The organism is Nocardia sp. NPDC050697 (genome assembly GCF_040654395.1).
Taxonomy (GTDB): domain Bacteria; phylum Actinomycetota; class Actinomycetes; order Mycobacteriales; family Mycobacteriaceae; genus Nocardia.
On sequence record NZ_JBFAHY010000004.1, the window covers coordinates 196987 to 216141 of the forward strand.

General features: G+C 65.5%; 19 protein-coding genes, 2 tRNA genes and 2 pseudogenes. 9 read left to right on the plus strand and 14 right to left on the minus strand.

Annotation, left to right across the window (positions count from 1 at the left end; all coding sequences use genetic code 11):
• Positions 1 to 2 precede the first annotated feature (2 nt).
• Positions 3 to 632 carry a DsbA family protein gene (locus tag AB0H71_RS16450; protein WP_357020902.1) on the plus strand — a complete coding sequence of 210 codons (630 nt, stop codon included), beginning with the start codon at positions 3 to 5 and terminating at the stop codon, positions 630 to 632.
• A gap of 439 nt (positions 633 to 1071) precedes the next feature.
• Here AB0H71_RS16450 and AB0H71_RS16455 read toward each other — a convergent pair.
• Positions 1072 to 1899 (minus strand): annotated as a pseudogene (locus AB0H71_RS16455) (M48 family metallopeptidase); the annotation flags it as partial.
• A gap of 75 nt (positions 1900 to 1974) precedes the next feature.
• On the opposite strand from AB0H71_RS16455, the gene AB0H71_RS16460 reads away from it, so the two are divergent.
• Together AB0H71_RS16460 and AB0H71_RS16465 are read left to right on the plus strand one after the other, a co-directional pair.
• Complete coding sequence (locus AB0H71_RS16460) at positions 1975 to 2448, plus strand: ribose-5-phosphate isomerase (protein ID WP_357020906.1); 474 nt, start codon at positions 1975 to 1977, stop codon at positions 2446 to 2448.
• Positions 2449 to 2452: 4 nt separating this feature from the next.
• Complete coding sequence (locus AB0H71_RS16465; protein ID WP_357020909.1) at positions 2453 to 3253, plus strand: DNA-formamidopyrimidine glycosylase family protein; 801 nt, start codon at positions 2453 to 2455, stop codon at positions 3251 to 3253.
• Here the strand turns inward: AB0H71_RS16465 and AB0H71_RS16470 are convergent.
• Complete coding sequence (locus AB0H71_RS16470; protein WP_357020911.1) at positions 3250 to 4203, minus strand: GGDEF domain-containing protein; 954 nt, start codon at positions 4201 to 4203, stop codon at positions 3250 to 3252. The genes AB0H71_RS16465 and AB0H71_RS16470 overlap by 4 nt on opposite strands.
• A gap of 702 nt (positions 4204 to 4905) precedes the next feature.
• Between AB0H71_RS16470 and AB0H71_RS16475 the strand changes: the two genes are divergently transcribed.
• The 4 genes from AB0H71_RS16475 (at position 4906) to AB0H71_RS16490 (ending at position 6126) form a co-directional block, all read left to right on the plus strand.
• Positions 4906 to 4979, plus strand: a tRNA-Gly gene (locus tag AB0H71_RS16475).
• 31 nt (positions 4980 to 5010) lie between these two features.
• Positions 5011 to 5087 (plus strand) — tRNA-Pro (locus AB0H71_RS16480).
• A 376-nt stretch (positions 5088 to 5463) separates the two neighbouring features.
• Entirely contained in the window at positions 5464 to 5655 is a 192-nt protein-coding gene (locus AB0H71_RS16485) for a hypothetical protein (protein WP_357020914.1), read from the plus strand.
• 231 nt (positions 5656 to 5886) lie between these two features.
• Positions 5887 to 6126 carry a hypothetical protein gene (locus AB0H71_RS16490; RefSeq protein WP_357020917.1) on the plus strand — a complete coding sequence of 80 codons (240 nt, stop codon included), beginning with the start codon at positions 5887 to 5889 and terminating at the stop codon, positions 6124 to 6126.
• Here AB0H71_RS16490 and AB0H71_RS16495 read toward each other — a convergent pair.
• From AB0H71_RS16495 to AB0H71_RS16545, 11 genes and pseudogenes are all read right to left on the minus strand, one after another.
• A pseudogene (locus AB0H71_RS16495) lies at positions 6022 to 6834 on the minus strand (recombinase family protein); the annotation flags it as partial. The gene AB0H71_RS16490 and the pseudogene AB0H71_RS16495 overlap by 105 nt on opposite strands.
• Positions 6831 to 7874: an ImmA/IrrE family metallo-endopeptidase gene (locus AB0H71_RS16500; protein ID WP_357020920.1), complete on the minus strand. Its 1044-nt coding sequence runs from the start codon at positions 7872 to 7874 to the stop codon at positions 6831 to 6833. The gene AB0H71_RS16500 and the pseudogene AB0H71_RS16495, both read right to left, overlap by 4 nt.
• Before the next feature lie 44 nt (positions 7875 to 7918).
• Complete coding sequence (locus AB0H71_RS16505) at positions 7919 to 8317, minus strand: helix-turn-helix transcriptional regulator (RefSeq protein WP_357020922.1); 399 nt, start codon at positions 8315 to 8317, stop codon at positions 7919 to 7921.
• Positions 8318 to 8554: 237 nt separating this feature from the next.
• A complete protein-coding gene (locus AB0H71_RS16510) occupies positions 8555 to 8938 on the minus strand; it encodes a hypothetical protein (RefSeq protein WP_357020925.1) in 384 nt (127 codons plus the stop codon).
• Between the two features lie 123 nt (positions 8939 to 9061).
• The gene (locus AB0H71_RS16515; protein WP_357020928.1) at positions 9062 to 9649 is read right to left on the minus strand and encodes an MT-A70 family methyltransferase; all 588 of its coding nucleotides are present in this window, start codon (positions 9647 to 9649) and stop codon (positions 9062 to 9064) included.
• Entirely contained in the window at positions 9646 to 10641 is a 996-nt protein-coding gene (locus AB0H71_RS16520) for a replication-relaxation family protein (RefSeq protein WP_357020931.1), read from the minus strand. The genes AB0H71_RS16515 and AB0H71_RS16520 overlap by 4 nt, the downstream gene beginning before the upstream one ends.
• Positions 10638 to 12833 (minus strand): type IV secretory system conjugative DNA transfer family protein, encoded by a 2196-nt coding sequence (locus AB0H71_RS16525; protein ID WP_357020934.1) that lies wholly within the window; start codon positions 12831 to 12833, stop codon positions 10638 to 10640. The genes AB0H71_RS16520 and AB0H71_RS16525 overlap by 4 nt, the downstream gene beginning before the upstream one ends.
• Entirely contained in the window at positions 12820 to 13071 is a 252-nt protein-coding gene (locus tag AB0H71_RS16530) for a hypothetical protein (RefSeq protein ID WP_357020937.1), read from the minus strand. The genes AB0H71_RS16525 and AB0H71_RS16530 overlap by 14 nt, the downstream gene beginning before the upstream one ends.
• A 205-nt stretch (positions 13072 to 13276) precedes the next feature.
• Positions 13277 to 13477, minus strand: coding sequence for a hypothetical protein (locus tag AB0H71_RS16535; RefSeq protein WP_357020940.1), 201 nt, complete (start codon positions 13475 to 13477; stop codon positions 13277 to 13279).
• Between the two features lie 4 nt (positions 13478 to 13481).
• Positions 13482 to 14957 carry a hypothetical protein gene (locus AB0H71_RS16540; RefSeq protein ID WP_357020943.1) on the minus strand — a complete coding sequence of 492 codons (1476 nt, stop codon included), beginning with the start codon at positions 14955 to 14957 and terminating at the stop codon, positions 13482 to 13484.
• Between the two features lie 62 nt (positions 14958 to 15019).
• Entirely contained in the window at positions 15020 to 16267 is a 1248-nt protein-coding gene (locus AB0H71_RS16545; RefSeq protein WP_357020946.1) for an OmpA family protein, read from the minus strand.
• A 476-nt stretch (positions 16268 to 16743) separates the two neighbouring features.
• Here AB0H71_RS16545 and AB0H71_RS16550 point away from each other — a divergent pair, with 476 nt between their 5' ends.
• Together AB0H71_RS16550 and AB0H71_RS16555 are read left to right on the plus strand one after the other, a co-directional pair.
• Positions 16744 to 17694, plus strand: coding sequence for a hypothetical protein (locus tag AB0H71_RS16550; RefSeq protein ID WP_357020949.1), 951 nt, complete (start codon positions 16744 to 16746; stop codon positions 17692 to 17694).
• A 134-nt stretch (positions 17695 to 17828) separates the two neighbouring features.
• On the plus strand, positions 17829 to 18149 hold the full coding sequence (locus AB0H71_RS16555; RefSeq protein ID WP_357020952.1) for a hypothetical protein: 321 nt from the start codon (positions 17829 to 17831) through the stop codon (positions 18147 to 18149).
• 147 nt (positions 18150 to 18296) lie between these two features.
• On the opposite strand, the gene AB0H71_RS16560 is transcribed toward AB0H71_RS16555, so the two are convergent.
• Positions 18297 to 19096 (minus strand): IS5 family transposase gene (locus AB0H71_RS16560; protein WP_357020955.1). Its coding sequence is split into 2 segments (ribosomal slippage): positions 18297 to 18766 and positions 18766 to 19096, totalling 801 coding nucleotides; the frame shifts between segments, so codons are not numbered across the junction.
• Positions 19097 to 19155 lie beyond the last annotated feature (59 nt).

A 19155-nucleotide genomic window follows, 5' to 3' on the forward strand; every position in this document is an offset into this window, starting at 1 on the left:
CCGTGAGCAAGGATGTTGCCGACTTCTGGTTCGACCCGCTGTGCCCGTGGTGCTGGATCACCTCGCGCTGGATCCTCGAGGTGGAGCAGGTGCGCGATATCGACGCCCGCTTCCACGTCATGAGCCTCGCCGTGCTGAACGAGGGCAAGGACCTGCCCGACGAGTACCGCGAGATGATGAAGAGCGCGTGGGGCCCGGTCCGGGTGGCGATCGCCGCCGCGCAGAAGCACGGCGACGAGATCCTGCCCGACCTCTACACCGCGCTCGGCACCCGCATCCACCAGCGCAAGGACGAGTACGAGCGCCCGACCCGCGAGGAGTCGCTCGCCGCGGTGATCGCGGACTCGCTGGCCGAGCTCGGGCTGCCCGCCGAGCTCGCCGAGGCGGCGCAGAGCACCGAGTACGACGAGGCGCTGCGCGCCAGCCACCACGCGGGCATGGACAAGGTCGGCGACGACGTCGGCACGCCGACCATCCACATCAACGGCGTCGCCTTCTTCGGCCCGGTGCTCTCCCGCATCCCGCGCGGCGAGGACGCGGGCAAGGTCTGGGACGGTGCCGTCGCGCTCGCCGCCTACCCGCACTTCTTCGAGCTCAAGCGGACCAGGCACGAGGGGCCCGAGTTCGACTGAGCGGCGGGTCCTAGTTCGCCGGGTTCGGTCCGCCGGGCCCGGTGCTGTCCGCCGGGCCGGGCGCGGGCGGTTCGGCGGCGGGGTTCGGGGGCGGGGCCCACTGCGTTGCCGGGCCGGTATCCCCGTGCGGTGCGGCCGAGGGTGGCACACTGCCGGGCCCCCACTGCGGCGCCGCCTGCGGCACGGCGCTCCACGACGGCCCCCCGTACGCGGGTCCGTACGGACCTCCGCCCGACGCGCTGCCGTAGGGATCGCCCGGCCCGTACGGCTGCGGCTGCGCCGGTTGCGCGCCGGTGACGTACGGCCCGGGAGGCTGCGCGCCGGTGTCGTACGGTCCGGGAGCACCCGGCGTCCCGTACGGCGCATCGCCCTTGTCCAGCGGCACCGCCCGGTACGGCGGCGGGAAACCCGGCGCGTACGGCACCGGCGCCGACGGCCACCAGAACAGCTTCCCGTGCCTGCTCCGATCGCGCAGCGCCCACATCCGCCAGGTGAGCACCGGGTGCGAGGAGAGCGCGTTCACCAGCCAGATGAAGAACGCCCGCTCCGAGGCGGCCCGATCCGCCATCTCGTCGAACCGCACCGACGAGTTCAGGTACTTGCCCGCCCCCAGCGTGCCCATGGCGCCGGGCGCCCCGGTGTGCCGGTTGCAGTACCCGTGGTTGTCCGCCGTGTACTCCTGGGCGCGGATCAGCGCGGAGCCGAGCAGCGGGAGGAACGGGGCGAGGAACATGCCGAGCTGCCGCCAGTAGGAGACGTGCCCGGCGGCGATGTGCCCCACCTCGTGCCCGATGATGAAGGCCAGCCCGTCCGGTTCCCGTGCCGCGCCGCCGATCTCGAACAGGTCGCTGTACACCACCACGTACCGCCGGAATCCGTGCCCGGAGGCGAAGGCGTTGATCTGGCCGTTGCCGAGCAGCACGTACGCCTCCGGCGCCTGCTTCATCCCGAAGCGCGCCGCGGCCTCCTGCACCAGCCGGTACCCCTCCGGGAACTGGGTCGGCGACATCTTCACCGCGCCCACCCGCTGCGACGCGTAGTTCACGCCGCGGCCGAACCACACCACGATCGGCGCCCCCGCGATCAGCAGCACGTACTGGTTGACGCTGCCCGCCACCAGCACCGCCAGCGCGATCAGGTAGCCGATGACGGTGACCACGATCACCACGACCAGCAGCGGGATCTCCCAGGTGTGCCGGGCGGGCAGGCCGAAGGGCGAGAGCCCGCGCGGTGCGGGCGCGGACGGCGGCGGATGGTACGGCAGCATGGGAAGAACTCTAGGCAGGATCGCCGGAACCCGCCCCCGTGCGGCCCCGGAAACGCGCCTGACACAATCGCTGCCATGCGCGTATACCTGGGTGCCGACCATGCCGGCTTCGAGCTGAAGAACACCGTGAAGGCCCACCTCGAGCAGGCGGGGCACGAGGTCGTCGACTGCGGCGCGCTGGAGTACGACGCGCTCGACGACTACCCGGCGTTCTGCATCGAGGCGGCCCGCCGCACCGTTGCCGATCCGGGCAGCCTCGGCCTGGTCTTCGGTGGCAGCGGCAACGGCGAGCAGATCGCCGCCAACAAGGTGCCCGGCGCCCGCTGTGCGCTGGCCTGGAGCGTCGAGACCGCGCAGCTCGCCCGCCAGCACAACAACGCCCAGCTCATCGGCATCGGCGGCCGCATGCACTCCGCCGAGCAGGCGCTGGCCATCGTGGACGCCTTCATCAGCACCCCGTGGTCGGACGAGGAGCGGCACCAGCGCCGGATCGACATCCTGGCCGAGTACGAGAAGACCGGCGTCGCCCCGGCGCTGCCCGCCTCCTGAGCCCGTGCCGGAGGGGCACACCCTGCACCGGCTCGCGAAGCTGCACCGGACGCGCTATGCCGGTGCGCCGGTGCGGGTCCGGAGCCCGCAGGGCCGCTTCGCCGCGGGTGCCGCGCTCGTCGACGGCCAGGTGCTGACCCGCGCCGAGGCGTACGGCAAGCACCTGCTGCACCACTACGAGTCCGGGCTCGCCGTGCACGTGCACCTGGGGTTGTACGGCGTCTTCACCGAGCTGCCGCTGCCCATGGGTGAGCCGACCGGCCAGGTGCGGATGCGCATGGTCGGCGCCGCCGGTTTCGGCACCGACCTGCGCGGCCCCACCGCCTGCGAGGTGCTGAACCGGGCCGAGGTCGCCGCGCTCGCCGACCGGCTCGGCCCCGACCCGCTGCGCCGCGGCGCCGACCCGGCCCGCGCGCTGGACCGGATGCACCGCTCGCGCAGGCCGATCGGCGCGCTGCTGATGGATCAGAGGGTGGTCGCCGGGATCGGCAATATCTACCGCGCGGAGCTGCTCTTCCGGCACGGCGTCTCGCCCTTCCGCCCCGGCGCCGAGCTGGGCGCGGCGGAGTGGGCGGCCATGTGGACGGATCTGGTGGCGCTCATGCGGGTCGGGGTGCGGGTCGGCAAGATCGTCGTCATCCGCCCCGAGGACGACCACGGCGCCCCCGCCTACGGGCCGGACCGGCCGCGCACCTACGTCTACCGCAGGCAGGGCGAGCCCTGCCGAATCTGCGCCACGCCCATCCGGCATGCCGTCCTGGAGGCGCGAAATCTGTTCTGGTGCCCGGTCTGTCAGCCCGGCTAGCCGGCGACCGCCGTGTCGATGTCGGTGCCGCCGGACTCCGCCGGGGCGTAGCGCCGCCCGCCCGCGGTCTTCGCCGAGTACATGGCGCCGTCCGCGCGGCTCAGCAGCTCGGTGAAGTCGCACGGGGTGCCCGGCAGGTTGTAGGCGGTGCCGACGCTCGCCGAGACCGGCACCGGCCCCACGCTGGACCACACCGGTTCGCGCAGCGCGCCGACGATCACGGTCGCGAGCTCGGTGAGCGCGGTCGGGGAGACGCTGCCCGCCAGCACGAACTCGTCGCCGCCGTACCGGCAGATGATCATCTCCGGGGTGCTCACCTCGCGCAGCCTGCGGGAGAGCTCGACCAGCACCTCGTCGCCCACCGCGTGGCCGTAGCCGTCGTTGATCTGCTTGAAGCGGTCCAGGTCGACCACGAGCACGCCGATGCCCTTGCCGCGGTCGGCGGCGATGGCGCGGACCCGGTCCAATAGCAGGGTGCGATTGGCGAGATCGGTCAATGCGTCGTGCGTCGCCTCGTGCCGCAGCCGGTGCTGCAGCGCCGCGATCTCCCGCACCCGCTGCGACGTCTTCGCCTCCTGTTTCTCCTTCTCCTGGGCCAGCGCGCGGTTCTGCAGCGTCTCCGCGTAGCTGTCGATGGCCTGGCTGGCGACCAGCGGCCAGCGCGTCGCGACCAGCGAACCCGGTGTGCCCGACGGGAAGCCGAGCAGCCAGCGGGTGGCCTGCGCGAGCATGCGGGTGCGCTCGAAGGGCTCCTCGGCCAGCATGGCGCCGAGCCTGCGCGCCTCCCGGACCGGGAACGGCTCCGACCCGGCCAGGTACAGCAGCCGCTGGATGATCTCGGCCAGCTTCGGCTCCGCGTGCTGCACGGTCGTGCTCGACCCCGGCTCCGCGCAGATCGCCTGCGCCCACGCCCTGGCCATGACGGCGACCGGTGGCTCGAAGGTGGACATCGAGATCACCGGCGACGGGTGACGTGGAAGCCCGTGCCGCGGGTACCCGCGTCACCCCGATAGAGCCCACTGCTATGCGGTCGGGTCCACCGAGTTCGGTGCACGCTCACCGCCCCCTTTCCAGATACCCCCGTCCGGCAAAAAGGATCCTAGCAAGCCACTCGGCACCGAAAAACGCCACTTGACAATGGTTGTCGGGGTTCACGGTGCCGTGCAATGGCGATGGGGAGAGTATGACACCACCGTGACCTCCGCGTGACCTTCGGAGCGTTTTGTTCGCTGCTCGATCGCGGGCCGGCGGCACGTGCTCCATAACCCGGCGGCCCGCGCCCCGCCGCCCCCGGATGCGCGGAGTTCGCCCCCGCCCCGGGCCGCCGGGGGTGCGCGCACCGGGCTCCGCCCCCGGCGACGTGCGCAGAACTCCCCATGCTGCCCCTGACGATGGTGCTCCAACGATGCTGGCCGACCCTCTCCGGCGCCGCCGGATCGGGTCGTGCCTCCATGTTTGCTCGCATTGCCCGAAAGCGCCGCGATTTCACGGAACATACTGCTGTTTATTTTTCCGAGCTCGCCGCTGCCCACCCGCCCGTCAACCCCCCTGCCGCCCCCGCCCCCGCCCGCGTGATTGGCGCAAGCGGTCCGCCGTTCGGTACAGTCGCTTCGCACACGACATCGTGGCGATCCCATTGATGTCGTATGCCTGCGGGTGTAGTTCAATGGTAGAACCTCAGCCTTCCAAGCTGATGGTGCGGGTTCGATTCCCGTCACCCGCTCCACGGACGGATCCCTCGGCGCCGCCCGAGGTCACGGGGTGTGGCGCAGCTTGGTAGCGCATCCGCTTTGGGAGCGGAGGGTCGCAGGTTCAAATCCTGTCACCCCGACCATGACAGGTTTACTCGAACCCTTGACCGAAAAAACATCGGCAAGGGTGAGCAGATCGGTCAAGGTAGTTGATCTGGAAGCCTCCGCATCGCGGGGGCTTCCTTCGTGTTGTCGCACCGGCGTGGTGGTGTGCTCCGGCTGCGTGCGAGCAGTTCGTGGGCGCGTGCCGGGTGTGGTGCGCATGTACTCGCGCATGGCGTCATTGATCTCCTGGAAGAGCGGGCTGAGTTCATCGTCAGCGACGGTGGTGTCGTCGAGGTAGAGCCGCTCGTAGAAGGTCTGGTTGAGATGGCGGCGTGCGCTGTTGGGTGCGTCGCGGTAGAGCGCATGCGGGTCGGCAACGAGGTGCAGCGCGTCTCGTAGGACCTGGGCGCCGACTTGCAGTTCGGCGCTGGTGTCGTTGAGCCCGGCCTCGGCGCGCTTTCGTTCCTCGCTCAGTTCCAAGAGCCGCACGCGGATCTTGGCTTGCGGCATGGTGTCGTGGGCGGCGAGCTCGATGAGTCGGCTCTCTTGTTGCTCGATCTCGCGCAGACGCTTCTTGAGGCTGTTGTGCATCTCCTGGGTGGCTGACTGCTCCTGCCCGATGGCCGCTTCGAGGCGCCTGTGGGTCTCGGTAGCGAAGTCGGCGGGTAGTTGGAGGGTGCGGTAGTGGTCGGAGATGGCTTGTTCGACCAGAGCGGCGGATAGGTGCGGTAGGTCGCAGAAGCCCTCCTGCCGGGCGCGACACAGGAAGTAGCCGTATCGCGTGCCGTGACGGTTGGTGACTTCGGTGTAGATCAGGCGAGCGTGCCGTCCGGCCCGGTGGCAGCGGTCGCAGAAGAGTCCGCCTTTGAGGTAGTGGGTCAGGACGCGGTCGCGTTGACCGCGGGCGCTGCGAGCATCGAGGACATCCTGCACACGATGGAAGAGTTCTGGGGTGATGATGGCCGGGTGGCGTCCTTCGTAGCGTTCGCCCTTGTAGACGACGTAGCCGAGGTAGTAGGGGTCGGAGAGCATCTTGTGCAACGTGCCGTCGGTGACGGGCTTGCCGCTGCGTCGTGAGGTCAATCCGAGGTCGCCCATGGTCGCTTCCAGCAAATCCATGCTGTATTCACCGGTGGCATACAGCTCGAAGGCGCGCAGTACTAACGGTGCTCGATCGGGGTCGATCTCGATGGTGTTGACCAGGCGCCCGCCGACGTCGACGCGGGCATTGAGGTAGCCGAGTTTGGCGACGCCGATGGTGCCGCCGTTGATGGCCTTGTTGCGCATCTTCATGCGCACGTCTTCGCCGGAGAGCTTGATCTGGACATCGTTGAAGATATCGGTGACCGCCTCCATCATCTCAGCGTAGATGCCATCACCGAAATCCTCGCGGGCGGAAATGAGTTTGACGTCCAGCTTGTCGAGCAGGCGTTTGGTCAGCGCCGCGTCGATGTAATTGCGGAAGGCGCGTGAGCGGGCATAGACAACGACGTACTTGATCTCGGGATGTTCGCGGAGGTACTCCATCATCCGCTGGAAATCGGGGCGTTTGTCGATCGACTTCGCCGACAGGCCGGGATCAAGAAACTCCTCGATAATGCGGGCGTTGAGCGCGCCGGCCTTACGGTCGACGTAGATGCGCTGGGTGGCGATGGAGTTGCCATCAGGATCGATGTCGCGAGCGGTGTCCATCTGCTTCTTGCTGGAAACGCGGAGGTAGGATACGGCGAAGTCGAGCGCGAAGTCTGGGGATGCGATGTCGATCGCGTCGGTCGTTTTGGTCATGCGAGAACTCCCGGCTCTATCGATAGTTCAGGGGCAGTAGCGATGGTCTCGTCGGTGATTACGACGCGTACTTGAAGGCGCTTGAGATGGTTCACCAACAGTTCGGCATGAGCGCGAGTACTGATCGAGGGGACCGGGCCCGGTACCACCACGTAGCTGATGTCGGGGTGATTTTCGAGGAAGGTCAGCAGCCGCCGTAGGACTGGTCGGCGCCGCAGGCTCGCTGCTGGTATGCCGGTCTCGACGAACTCCTTAACGATTCCCATACCACGGTCGACCGCAAGGCGATTTCCAATCTCACGCTGTATCCCGATCTGGATGGGCTCTTTGCCTCCGGCTGCACTATCGGCAGCAGACAGGGCCTCAATAGAGAGATACAACACCGCAGCTGGGAACTGCGGCTCACTGCCCTTGGAGGCGCTGTCCACGCTCGTCTGTGGACGATTCGCGGAGGCGTGGATCTCAATCCGGGCCCGCGCTCCATCCCATGGGCTCAGACCAACCTCTCGGAGCCGTCGGCTGACTACAGACTCGGGCACGTCAAAGTATTCTGAGAGCTCTTTGAGCGTGGTGTGACCGGCTTCGATCGCCTCACGGAGCAACTTTCCGGGGACGAGGAAGTGGCCGACGAACTCGTTGACGCCAGTCGTGGCTTCCGGGTGGTCGAGGATTCGTTTGAACTCACCCGCGATGGCCACTCGGCGCTGCGCCAGTTCGAGCCTTGAGGAAACCTGGATAACCCATCGGTGGGCCGAAGTGTCCCAGAACCCCGCGCTCGGCAGATGTTGATCGTCGAGGTATTCTACGCGCACTCGTCGCAGACTTGAGATGATTTCTATGGGAACGGGAGCGATTGATCCGTGCCCGGCAAGCAGCAGGGCGGCCTGCTGCTGTGCAATACGCAGCGTACCGGCGTATCCGATCGGATGTGTTTCATTTCGGGCGATTTTACGAAGCTCGCTAAATAGCGCCGGTCGGAGGTTGCCACATTGAGGTGCGGTACTCCGCGGGGATTCGGACTTGTGTTCTTGTTTCCTCATTCTGGTACCTCCTCTCGCTGCTGTCGTATATTGATGCCGCCTGCTCAGTGATGACACTCTGGTTTAGCGCAGTTTGGTCGCCGGCATAGGTTGTGGCGCGCTGCCACTTCGTTGATCGCGATGTCGATCTCCTGTGCGATCTCGCGTGGAATATTGTGGTACGTGATTTGGGCATGGGGACCTTGCCTGCGAGAGGCTGCTGCGAGCGAATCTCTCCACCCCGCCAGATTGAACAGCTCCTCATGCGGTACTTCGATAGCATCCGCGATAGCCATGAGGCTATTTGGCGTGGGGACGAAGACTCCCTGCGCGATCCGTGTGATTGTCGATCGACTCAGTCCGGATCGTGCTGCGATTGCAGCTCGCGTGAGCTTCAATTCTTTGCATCGCGCGTCGATCGCTTTTCCGATCGCTATTGCCGCTTCTTTGTGCGATGCTCTCATTCGCTATTCTCCTTATTCAATTTCCCCTACCATTGACCATAACTCCTTTGTTGCACGAAAGCAACAATAAAATGCAGAAATACAATTAAGTAATTTGCTGTAATGCATCTGCGTGAAAAATATGGAGTGGCGGGCCGACCGGATAGCAATGAGGTCCTCTCTGGACCTCGCCTGCATGTGCTATCCGCCCGGCCCTGTCGGGGAGTACGAGCTACGCTGCCCGCTACCCGGTGACTCCTACTCGCTGGCCTGCTGGCCGCGCCGCCCCCGCGTGCTTCGCGGTGCCTCCTTCGCTGAGTCGCCCTCGCCGCTACCCCCGTCGTCGGGCGCGTCGGTCTGTACGGGTTCGGGAGGCTGGGTGGCGGTGAACAGGTTGGCGATGGCCGCCTGGCGAGCCTGGGCCTCGGCTTCGATCGCCGCGCGGGCGGCGTCGGCCTTGGCCATCAGCTCGGGATCGTTCTTGGCGGCTTCGATGTGGGCATCGACGGCCTTCAAGCATTCGCGCTTGAGGTTGCTGCCGCGCAGTTCCGCGATCCAGGTGAGTTGGGCGTGCCGGGCGGTGTCGATGCGGATGGCCAGGGTGATTTCCTTGGCCGTGCTCGACGGGTCGGGTGTGGACATGTCGCTCCTCCTCGGTGCGAGCGGCCGGCGAACACGCGATGTGTTCACGAGAACGGCCGCACGACACCGACGAGGCGGCGGTTGAGCTCGGAGTGGGATGTCACGAGTAGGCACCGGGCGGTCTCAGCGGTCCGCGCGGTGTTGGGCGGAGTCGGACGGCACTGGGTAGCCCGGAATCACGAGGTCGGAGTCGATCTCGTTGCCCCACACGTCCCAGCCGGGCTGACGGCGGCGAGCGAAGAGCTCCAGGTACGGCCCGGGGCTGACCCGTTCGATGATGCCGAACTGCTCCTCGGGCTTGTGGCTGTGCTCCTGGGTGGGAGCCATGAACCAGGTCGGCTGGGCGCGGAAGTTGACCGGTGCCTTCCCACGGGTGCCGAACAGAACGTGTTCGGTCATGTTGCGCAGGTAGTGGCCGAGCTGCAGGCGGGGTTTGACCCAGGTGAGCGGCGAGCGGTACGTAAAGCCCCAGGCGGTCATGACGTCGTATCCGGCCCGCCACGAGCCGTTGGTGACCCAAAGCCACAGGTGGGCGTCGTCTTCAGCGAGGTCGGCGACGGGCATCGCCTCGATCTGGCCGGTGGTCATCAGCGGATAGTGGTGTTCGGCGCCACGGTCACCCTGCTGCAGGATGTCCCAGGGCGGGTCGGCCAATATGGTGCGGTAGCGCCTGACCGGTGTGGATGTGTCGGTTGCGTCGGTCTCCTTCATGATTCGGTTCCTTTCTGTAGGGGTTGTATGAGCTGCTCCGGGGCGATGGCGACGAAGAGGCCATCCGGCAAGCTGCGGTCCCTCCTGATGGCCTCCCGCAGGGCAATGCGGCGTCGTTCGGCTCGAGCGTGGGTGGGGGCGGTCATGCTCCAGATGACGAGCGGGAAGGCTCCGTCGCTGCGGTCTTGCTCGATGCCCTGGCGTCGGTAGGACTCGTACTCGCGGCACTTCTTCAGCAGGGTTGGGATGCTCTCGGTGCCGCGGTCGATCTCGATGAATGCCGCGTCGACGTTGTCGCTGCCCGGCGGGCTGGCGATCTCGGCGTAGAGGTCCGGCTTGAGCGTCAGTCGTGCTCCGCCGAGGCCGAGATAGTCCCGCCAGGAGGCGGGTTCGACCTCGCAGCGTAGGAGTTCGAGCTGACCGACGGCGGCGGCCTCCACGAAAGCAACATGTGCATCGGCGATGCCCAGCTGGTGATCAAGGAACCGCTGCGTTGGTTCGCGGAAGGGGCGGCGCGTGCGTCGCTCTGCCTGTTGGCGGAGGAGCCGGTCGCCAATCTCGTCGACGTAGTGGATGGTGGCACCGCTTCCGGAGCGGTGGCCGCCGATCCGGGCGGGCAAACTGGCGAGTACGCGGTCGCGGCGCAGTCGGGCCAGTACCCGTTGGGTGGTGCGCAGACCGCTGGCTTGGGGCATCTCGCCGAAGTGGAGGACCCGGATATGCGGGACGCTCAGGTAGCGGTGCTCGGCAACCGAACGGAGCACCTCCCAGTCCCGGTCGCTAAGTTGCTGGGCGATCTTGCCAAGATCGCGGACTGACCGCCGGGGTGGTGTGGTGCCCCTATGGGCACCATCATTCGGCTTCCGCAGGGCGGGGGATGACAAGGTCAAGGGGGAGTTCGTGGTCGGGCCGGAGCGAATAGCGGAACGAATACGGCCAACTGATGTGACTTCTACGTCGCTTCCGCTACTTCTGTACGACTTCTCCGTCATGCCTGCCTCCTTCGGCGTCGACCGCCAGCTCCCTCGTCGGCGCCGCCACTCACCTGCTCCAGTAGTTCAGTGAATCCGGCTTCGATCTCGTCCAGGGGCTGGCCGTAGCGTTCGCGACTGAGGTGCCGGATCTCGGCTGGGTCGCTGGTGACCGGCGGCGGTGGGAGCGTCACGCCCGAGGCCCACGGCTGCACGGTGTTGTCGCGCATCAGGTTGACGTAGACGTGGTGGGCGGGCAGCGCGCCGAAGTCCTCTGGGGCGAGGACGGATTGCCCAGTGGCCATGTCCTTGGCATCGCCCGCTTGGAGCTGGAAGGTGATCCGGCTTCGGGCGTTGTTGCGGAAGGCGTCGAGCATCGCGGGCGGGAGCTGCTTCTGGTACTGGTGGGCCAGATGGAACCCGGCGCGCAAGCTGCGCGCGGTAGCCAGGGCGTCGCCGAGATCGGTCGGCAGGCGCAGGTAGTCCTGGACCTCGTCGATGTAGACCATCACCGGCGTTCGGGATTCCTCCGGCGTGCCTGCTCGCTCCCGAACCGCCTGCCAGAGCTCGGCCAGGATGATCGCCCCCATCAGCTGCGCTGCTTCCGGTCCGATCACGCCCTTCTGGAGCGGCACCAGCAGGACCTTGTTTTCCCGCAGCACCTGGCGGATGTTGAACTTCGGGTTGCGCTGGGCCAGCACGGCTCGGAGTTGCCTGGTCAGTAATGGACGCAGCTTGTTGCTTAGCGGGGCGATCTTGGTATCGACCGCCTCCGGCGACAATGAGTCGAACCAGGCCCAGAACGGTCCGGCCGCGAACGGATCGTCGCGGATGACCCGCTGCGTCAGCGACCGGCGGAACCCGGGATTGGTGAGGAGCAGCGGCAGCATGGTCAGGCTGGCGTCGTCACGTTTGGCCAGCACTTCCAGGCTGTTCCGGAGGATGTCTGCGGAGCGCGGGCCGAGGTCGCCGTGGATGGCATGGATGGTCCCGAACAGCGAGTCGGCGATCACCTCCGGTGTACGGCCCTCGCTGTGCGCCAGCGGGTTGATGCCGACCGGCGCATCATCAAGGGCGTCCAGGAGGACCACGTCCTGTTTGCGATGCTCAGGAATCCGAGCTAGAACGTCTGCCACCAGGTCCTTGGGCTCGATCACCACCACCGGCCGTCCGGCCTGGAGGTCCTGGACGATCAGGTTGAGCAGCAGGGTCGACTTGCCGGTGCCGTTTGGCCCGATGACCCAGCTGTGGCGCATGGCGTCGAGGACGTCGTAGCCGACCGTGCCGGAGGTGCCCGGCGCGTTGGCTTCGGCGATCACCCGTTCACCACTGAGGATTGCCGTGGTGGGGCGAATCGGGCGCGGGTGGACGGGTGGCTGCCCGGGAAACCGGTCGTCGCGGTTGTCCGAGACCGGCCAGGCCAGTAGGTGACTCAGCTCCGGCACGCTGAGCGGCTGAGCTGGGGTCAGGATCGACCAGGTGGCCTTGGGCTGGTTGAGCTTCCCGGCCTTCTCCTCGGCCAGCTTGAAGTGCACCCCGGCTGTTTCCACCGTGCCGATGGCCGCGGCCAGACCGAGCAGCAGGGACTTGCGACGCTCGGCGGTGCCGGCCTCGACGCCGATCCGCACGACCGCGGCGAAACCGTGCTGGCCGAGCTTGCGGACGAGGGCCTGGCGGGCGTTCGGGCGTTTATCCGGCAGTAGCCCGTGCCAGACCTTCGACGCCGTCGATTGGTGCCCGCCGTGGGGCTGCTCGACCGGCGGCAACGTGGGCTGGCGGCGGGGCCCGAGCACAACCTGGATCACGAGGCGCTCCCCGGCTTTGACTGCTGTCAGCGCCGAGAGGATGGAGCGGCTGGAGGCAACCCGGTCGACTGGCTCCAGCGGCCAGTCCGTCGCGGTCAGCCTCATCCGGCGGGCAGTGACGATGTCACCGCGCTCGGTCGGATCGAATGGCGTCACCACCGCGCCGCCGACCAGCTGCTCGACGGCGCGCCGAACGCCGTGAGCATGTCGTAGTCGGCTGCCGACAAGGTACTCGACCCCGTCACTGGTAGCGCGGGCTTCCAGAATGAGCTGCGGTGCGTGTTTCTGGGCGGCCCAGTGGCGCAGGAGCGAGGTGGCGGCTCCTTCCCGAAATGGGCTCGGCCAGAACAACAACTGCCAGATCAGGGAATCGGCGGTGAGCTCGGGGGAGGGGCTATTTGTCGTCATGTGTGCCCTCCTTTCCGGTCGTTGGTTCGTCGATGCGAGGACCGTCGCTCCCAGCCTTCTTCTCTGCCTCGGCGTCTGCCATTGCGATGGCGATCACCGCGCGGCTGAGTTTGTACAGATCAGGCGGGGTGCGCTGCTCGCTGCGCACGGTGATGTGTCGATTGGCGCTGGTTGATCCCCTGCGGCGCTTGGCTTCTCGATCGGCGCGGCGATGATTTGTTCTTCCTGTTTTGGACATAGCTCTCCTCCTCGATGAATTACTTGATTTCTTCGAATGGACGCGAATGTCGCGTCGGCGACTCATTGTTGCTTTCGCGCAACAAGTTCAAGTGCCACTATGCGTTGCGTGAACGCAATTGCAAAGAAAGGTTGTGGAAACTACTACAGCGGGGCGAACACATTCCACTGGGGTGGAGAGCGCCAGTTTTCCACAGTCATTTCATCTACCAGCCGGAACGCATCTTGCGGTAGAGGATGACCGCGCCGACCAGCAGTGCCACCACTCCCAGCACCCCGATGATGATCGCCAGCGTCGGCCAGATGGACTCGATGACGCTGATCGCGCAGTAGACAGCGATGGTGCCGACCAGCACGCTGATGCAGCCGCGCTTGAACTTCTCGGCCATGTTCAGGTCGTCGCTCATAGGATCACCACTCCCCACCGAGGTCGTCGTCTTCCGTGTCGTCGGACCCGACGGTCTCGGACCGTGCGGCCGTTGCGGCATCACCGCGCCGCGCGGTCTCCCCGCTCATGGTGTTCTCGTTCTTGCTGGTGTCGGGCCTCGGCTCCAGCTGCTTGAGCAGCCCGTCCAGCAGCGAGGTATCGACCGATACATCCGGCAGCAGCAGACCGCGTAGCGGCCGGTCCTGCTGGTCGGTGAGCTCCGCCTCGGCGCCGCAGCCCTGGTGGTAGGACCGCGCGAGCAGCCGCAGCTGATCCGCGCCCTTGATCGCCTCGCCCATCTTGGTCAGCGTGGTGGAGTACACCCGCTCACCGCGGGCGCGCAGCAGATCGAGTTCGGGCGTGAGCTGGTCGAGCTTGCGGTGCAACTCGGCCCGACGGGCGGCATGCGGGGCGAGCTTGGCCGCCAGGTGCCCGATCTCGTCGGTCTGGAGCGAGCCGTCGCGGTAGTACACCGCGAAGACCGCCACATTCACCACGACCACGATGACCGCGAAGAACACGCCCAGGATCAGTGCGCTGGTGATGCCGTTGCCAGCGGCCAAGCTGTCACTGACGATCCGGTAGGCCATAACGATGCCAGCCCCGATGGCCAGTAGCGTCGCCAAGCCGATGAACAGCAACGGGATCGCCCGCGCCTGCCCCTTCGGCAGCAGGATGTGGCCGTGCTCGTCCTTGAAGCCCTTGAGGTCGCGGCCGAAGAACTTCAGGCCGATTGCCACCGCCGCGGTGCCGAGCAGCGCGAAGACGATCGAGGTAATCAGAGGGATCAGGCTCTCACCCCACGCAGCACCGTCGCCGCTGCTCAGACCGACAAGGTCGACGTTGAACACCTGCGTCACGAAGTACAGCAGCACCGGGAAGTCCAGCAGCGCCGCCCAGGTCGAGAATCGGTGCAGCCACTGCGGTACCCTCCGGTGCTTGAGGCTGCCCGCGTCGCGCTCGGTCTGCACGGTCGCCGAGACGTCCTGCATCCGCTGCCCGGCGTTCTTCGCGCTGGTGATCTCGCCGTTCATGCCGGTCACCGGCTGCTCGTCCAGCCGAGCGAGTTCGGCGTTGATCACGTCGATTTCGGCTTCGGCGCGGTGGTACTGCTCGGCCAGCTTGGTGAGCTGCTCGGCGCCCTTGTCGCGGACCTTGCCTGCACCGGCCATGCCCTTGCTGAGCACCAGGGCTTCCATGTTGCTGAAGGCGTCGCCCGCGCGCCGGACGCCGATGCGCCACTGTTCGGCGACCAGGGCCAGCACCATCACCAGCCACTCCAGCGGAATCGGGCCACGGCCGAGCAGCGAGGTGGCGATCTCCTTCTTCGGTACCTTGCTCCGCGTGTACGGCGCCGGTGCGGCGGCCGGCGGATCGGTGGGCTTGCGCAGCGTCACCGTCCTCGGCGGCAGCGACGCAGGATGCTGCCCATTCCTCTGGGTGGAGGGCGTGATGGTCATGGCGAGGTCTCCGTTCTGGTTGGAGGAGGCGGGTTCGGGGATCAGGGGATGGTCAGCAGACATCACTGGCCGTTCTGGTGGAAGGTGATCTCGACGCGGCGGTTGGCCGCGGCTTTGGACTCGTCGAAGAGGCCGCCGGTGAAGTTGAAGATCACCGGCTCCCGGGCGCCGTGGCCGGAGACCGCGCCGAGCAGCGCAGGCGGCAGCCCAAGCGCGATCAGCCGATCTGCCACTGCGCTGGCGCGGCGACCGGCCAGGTCGTCGTGGTCATCGCCGTCGCCGGTATCGGCGATGTGCCCGATAATGTCGATGGACCGGATGGTGCAGCGGGTCGTGGCCTCCACGATCGGACGCAGGGCCTCGTCGGCGCTGGCCGACAGGACCGCGCTTCCGCCCGCGAAGTGCAGCACCGCATCCGAGAGGTTCAGCCAGACCGGGCAGCCGCCCTCGGTGATCGCCTCCGGTACAGGGATGACTGGCACGGGCATCGTGGCCACGGGTGCCGCTGTGGACGGCGCGTCATGGGCGACAGTGCAGCTCGCCGCTCCGGCTCGCTGGCAGATGCCGACCCAAACCCGTTCGACGATGGCGCGGGCAAAGGGCGGCAAGCTCGGCTGAGAGCCGCCAGCAATACCCAGGCCATGAAAAGTCACGTGACGATCAGTCAGGCGAGGGAGCTGTCCTTGTCGGGCGACGCTGTCGATGACGCTGTCCACGTTGGTGTTCCAGCCGATGACCCGGAAGTCCATCGGGGCTTCCGTGCTGATGCCGGACGAGAGGACGTGAATGTCGACATCCGGGATTTGCGCAGCCCGGTCGAGTAGCGGCAGTACCGCCAGGCCCGGAACCGGGGCTGTGATCTGGCTCAGCGAATCGCCGAGCTTGGCTACGGCGGCGTCTATCTGGCGTTCGGCACCAGCTGCAGCGTGCTGCACCTGGCCGTTCGGCCGAAGTGGCGTCAGGTCGGTGCTGCGGGCCTCTCCAGTCGTGGAGGCGACGAGGTGCACGGTGGCGCCGCCGGGGCGCTTGGACTGCTTTGCGATGCTGGTGAACTTATCGGCCATCAAATGCGCTACGGCTGGGCGAGGTTCCGCGCTGGTGGCGCTAACGACGAGGACGATTCCGGCCGGAGTATCCGCAGGAGCCGGCGCGCATCCGGTGACGCCGAGCAGTGCGGACAGTGCGACGGCGGTAGTGACTCCGGTACGGGCGAAGCGGGCTGTACGCGCAGATGGTGCACGGATCGGCAACACCGCAGATCGAGTCATGAGATTCTCCTTCTCGCGAAAACTGCTGACGATCACCATCATCAGGCCAAAAAGTGGGCTGAACTGGGCGGATGTCAATCAGCAGAGTGGGCAAGAGTGGGCGCAACCGTCGGCGGCGGAGGGTGCCTGATCCGGCTACCCATGCTCATTCGCTAGTGAGGCATGATCTGAGGATGACCGACAGCTCGCAGCTGCCGTCTATCGACGCAGTTCGCCATGACCTTGTCGTTGTGCGGAAGAAGGGGGTGAACTCAGTTGGACAGGTCGAGGTGCCGTCGCTACGGCGGTGCGCTCTCGCAGCTGGCTCAGGTGGATCAAAGACGACCGGTAAGGAGCTAGAAAACGTAATATCGTCGGGTATCGAGCGTTTTGATAACGATGGAGAGCGGGACGCGCTTAGCCTACTATTTGGAATTCGGCCTGAGGTTCGCCGAACCTCGTTGACGCACCGTCGAGAGAAAGCGGCTCGGTCTCTATTTTTGACCGCAGATGGGTTCAGGCGGCACAAAGAAAACCCTTTGATACAGAAGCTGGCGGCTTCGATCAGAGAGTATTGTGAAGAAATGCTGGCGCAAAGCACGGCGGGAAGTTCTGAAAGTCCTGGCGGCGAGGACAGTTCAAGAAAGAGTCACAGGAGTGAATCTACTCGGGCGAACGCCTCTGCTTGGAGTCGCTGGTGGAAAAAATTAAATCGAAGGCTCGATCGTTCAGCGCGGAAGATAGCGCGCTCTCCCAAGTGGGCTGTCTTTGTTGGGCTTTTGACCGTTCTCGCTGCAGTTGCTTCCATCGTCGCAGTAATCGTTCGAGACTCGAAAGCTCCAGCGCCTGGCCATACCAATGTAATTTATGTGGCGGGGAGCAGATTCTTCGATGTTCCCTATGAAAGCACGCCGGGAGAAGCATTTTGTGGGAACTCTCCGGCTACTAACCGGTCAGACGCCTATCTATGTCTCGTTCCTGGCCCCGATGGTGCTACGCGCATAAAGCTGGATCCATGTTTTGCTGTCCAGCAAGGGGCGGTAGCGTGCCCAAGTTTGGGCTCTGAAAAGAAGTATACGAAATGGCGTGCGCCAGCTGTGGAACTTCCTGAACATAATCCAGTTCCTCCAGGAGCGGCGCCATGGCCGTACGAAGTAATCTTGCACGACGGAACGTCATGTTTGTCTATGACGGGAATTCTAATATCGGCCCCAGAAGTGAATACTTACGAGATGGTCTTTGCGGTGAATGAAGAGACCCCCAAGAATCCGATATTCCGATGTGGAATCCAGCCTTCACCGATCGTGGCCGTTGACTGGATATTTTCAGAAGATGGCTTACTGAAAACCGTCAAATGGGTTGAAGATCCGGGATACTTCAAATCTCAAATTGGCGGGTTATCTATGGAAAATGGCGTATATTACGGCCTCTACTCGTCGGAGCCTGGTGCATCATTCGAGCAAGTCTCATTGGCTGCGATAGTGCTGTGAGTATTGACTGTTAATACAAAATATGATACAATAATAGTACCTCAGCACCTACTTAAAGCAGTAGATGTTGAGGTCGTCGGCATTCCCGTCGCGACCCCTGAACTCTAGTCAGGTATTCGCCTTCGGAGGTCAAAATGGCGGCGATCATCCGTTCCTTCAACCAGCGCCGTGAAGACTGGCGCTACAGCTGGCTGGGCGTATTCATTCATGCAGCCTGCGAACCGGCACTCTTCGTGGCCAAGTGCTTGGTCCTCCTACTGTTGTGGGACGACTTGTGGCCTCTGCTGCGACTGCTGGTTTTCGTCGGAATCTGTTGCGTGTCAATGAGCTTCGTGAAAACGATCGTCTGCTTCGGGTACCGCCTGGAGGAGCATGCCGAACGGCTCGATCTGGCCGAGGACTACTTCTCGGCGATGAACGATCTCGAAGATCAGCTGGCAGCTGGCGTGGAATGAAGGGGCAGGGCCGCATTGCGATTCGCAGTTCGGCCCTCTTCATTTGTTCTAATTCGCATATCATACATCGCTAGACGGCTACATCAGCAGAATCGAGGCCCAAGGGGAGAGGAGTCCGACATATTGTGTCGTTGCAGCTAAGAGCTCCTAACGGGTTCTGTTGCTGAGGCGTCGCCAGCAGATGAGCGCGGCCGCCAGGGACAGGAATCCGCTGTGGATGTCGGTCCGGCGTTCCCAGCGGATCGCCAACCGGCGGAACTGGTGGAGCAGGGCGAGAGTCTGCTCGACGACCCAGCGGGCCGGGGTGACGTTGTCGGATGTGCCGCGGCGCGGGATGTGGGCGGTGATGCCGCGCTCGCGCAGCTCTTGGCGGACGCGGGGGTAGTCGTAGCCTTTGTCTGCGATGAGGGCCCGCAGCTTGCGCCGCGGTGGTCCTGGTCTGCCGCGTAGTGGGCGGAGGCCGTCGAGCAGGGCGGGCAGTGCCAGGTGGTCGTTGAGGTTGGCTGCTGAGATCGTGATGACGAGTGGTAGCCCGTTGCCGCAGGTCAGGGTGTGGTGTTTCGAGCCGGTCTTGCGCCGGTCGACCGGGCTCGGGCCGGTCTCGGCGCCCCTTTTTTCGCTCTGATGTGGGAGGCGTCGGCGATGACGCGGTCGAAGTCGATGAGCCCGGCGGCGTTGCAGTGGTCGAGCATCGCCTGGTGCATGCGGTCGAAGACCCCGGCCTCGGTCCAGTCCCGGACCCGCCGCCAGCAGGTCATCCCGGACCCGAACCCGAGTTCCTGCGGTAGGTCCTCCCACCCGATGCCGGTGAACAGCACGAACAGGATCCCCTGGAACACCAGCCGGTCGTCCATCCGCGCCGGTCCGGGTGTTCCGGCTGGCTTGATCGGGAGTAGCGGTTCGATCACTGCCCATAACTCGTCGTCCACAACCCAGAGTACTGCCACGACTGAACATGCTGCACGACTACGGCAATCACTAAAAACCGTAAAGTATGTTTTAAGCC

Excerpts from the sequence above, each read along its gene's own strand:
- AB0H71_RS16510 (WP_357020925.1), bottom strand. The coding sequence starts at position 8,938 with ATGTCCACACCCGACCCGTCGAGCACGGCCAAGGAAATCACCCTGGCC.
- AB0H71_RS16530 (WP_357020937.1), bottom strand. The coding sequence starts at position 13,071 with ATGTCCAAAACAGGAAGAACAAATCATCGCCGCGCCGATCGAGAAGCC.
- AB0H71_RS16525 (WP_357020934.1), bottom strand. The coding sequence starts at position 12,833 with ATGACGACAAATAGCCCCTCCCCCGAGCTCACCGCCGATTCCCTGATC.
- AB0H71_RS16515 (WP_357020928.1), bottom strand. The coding sequence starts at position 9,649 with ATGAAGGAGACCGACGCAACCGACACATCCACACCGGTCAGGCGCTAC.
- AB0H71_RS16470 (WP_357020911.1), bottom strand. The coding sequence starts at position 4,203 with ATGTCCACCTTCGAGCCACCGGTCGCCGTCATGGCCAGGGCGTGGGCG.
- AB0H71_RS16460 (WP_357020906.1), top strand. The coding sequence starts at position 1,975 with ATGCGCGTATACCTGGGTGCCGACCATGCCGGCTTCGAGCTGAAGAAC.
- AB0H71_RS16505 (WP_357020922.1), bottom strand. The coding sequence starts at position 8,317 with ATGAGAGCATCGCACAAAGAAGCGGCAATAGCGATCGGAAAAGCGATC.
- AB0H71_RS16500 (WP_357020920.1), bottom strand. The coding sequence starts at position 7,874 with ATGAGGAAACAAGAACACAAGTCCGAATCCCCGCGGAGTACCGCACCT.
- AB0H71_RS16540 (WP_357020943.1), bottom strand. The coding sequence starts at position 14,957 with ATGACCATCACGCCCTCCACCCAGAGGAATGGGCAGCATCCTGCGTCG.
- AB0H71_RS16545 (WP_357020946.1), bottom strand. The coding sequence starts at position 16,267 with ATGATGGTGATCGTCAGCAGTTTTCGCGAGAAGGAGAATCTCATGACT.
- AB0H71_RS16555 (WP_357020952.1), top strand. The coding sequence starts at position 17,829 with ATGGCGGCGATCATCCGTTCCTTCAACCAGCGCCGTGAAGACTGGCGC.
- AB0H71_RS16535 (WP_357020940.1), bottom strand. The coding sequence starts at position 13,477 with ATGAGCGACGACCTGAACATGGCCGAGAAGTTCAAGCGCGGCTGCATC.
- AB0H71_RS16520 (WP_357020931.1), bottom strand. The coding sequence starts at position 10,641 with ATGACGGAGAAGTCGTACAGAAGTAGCGGAAGCGACGTAGAAGTCACA.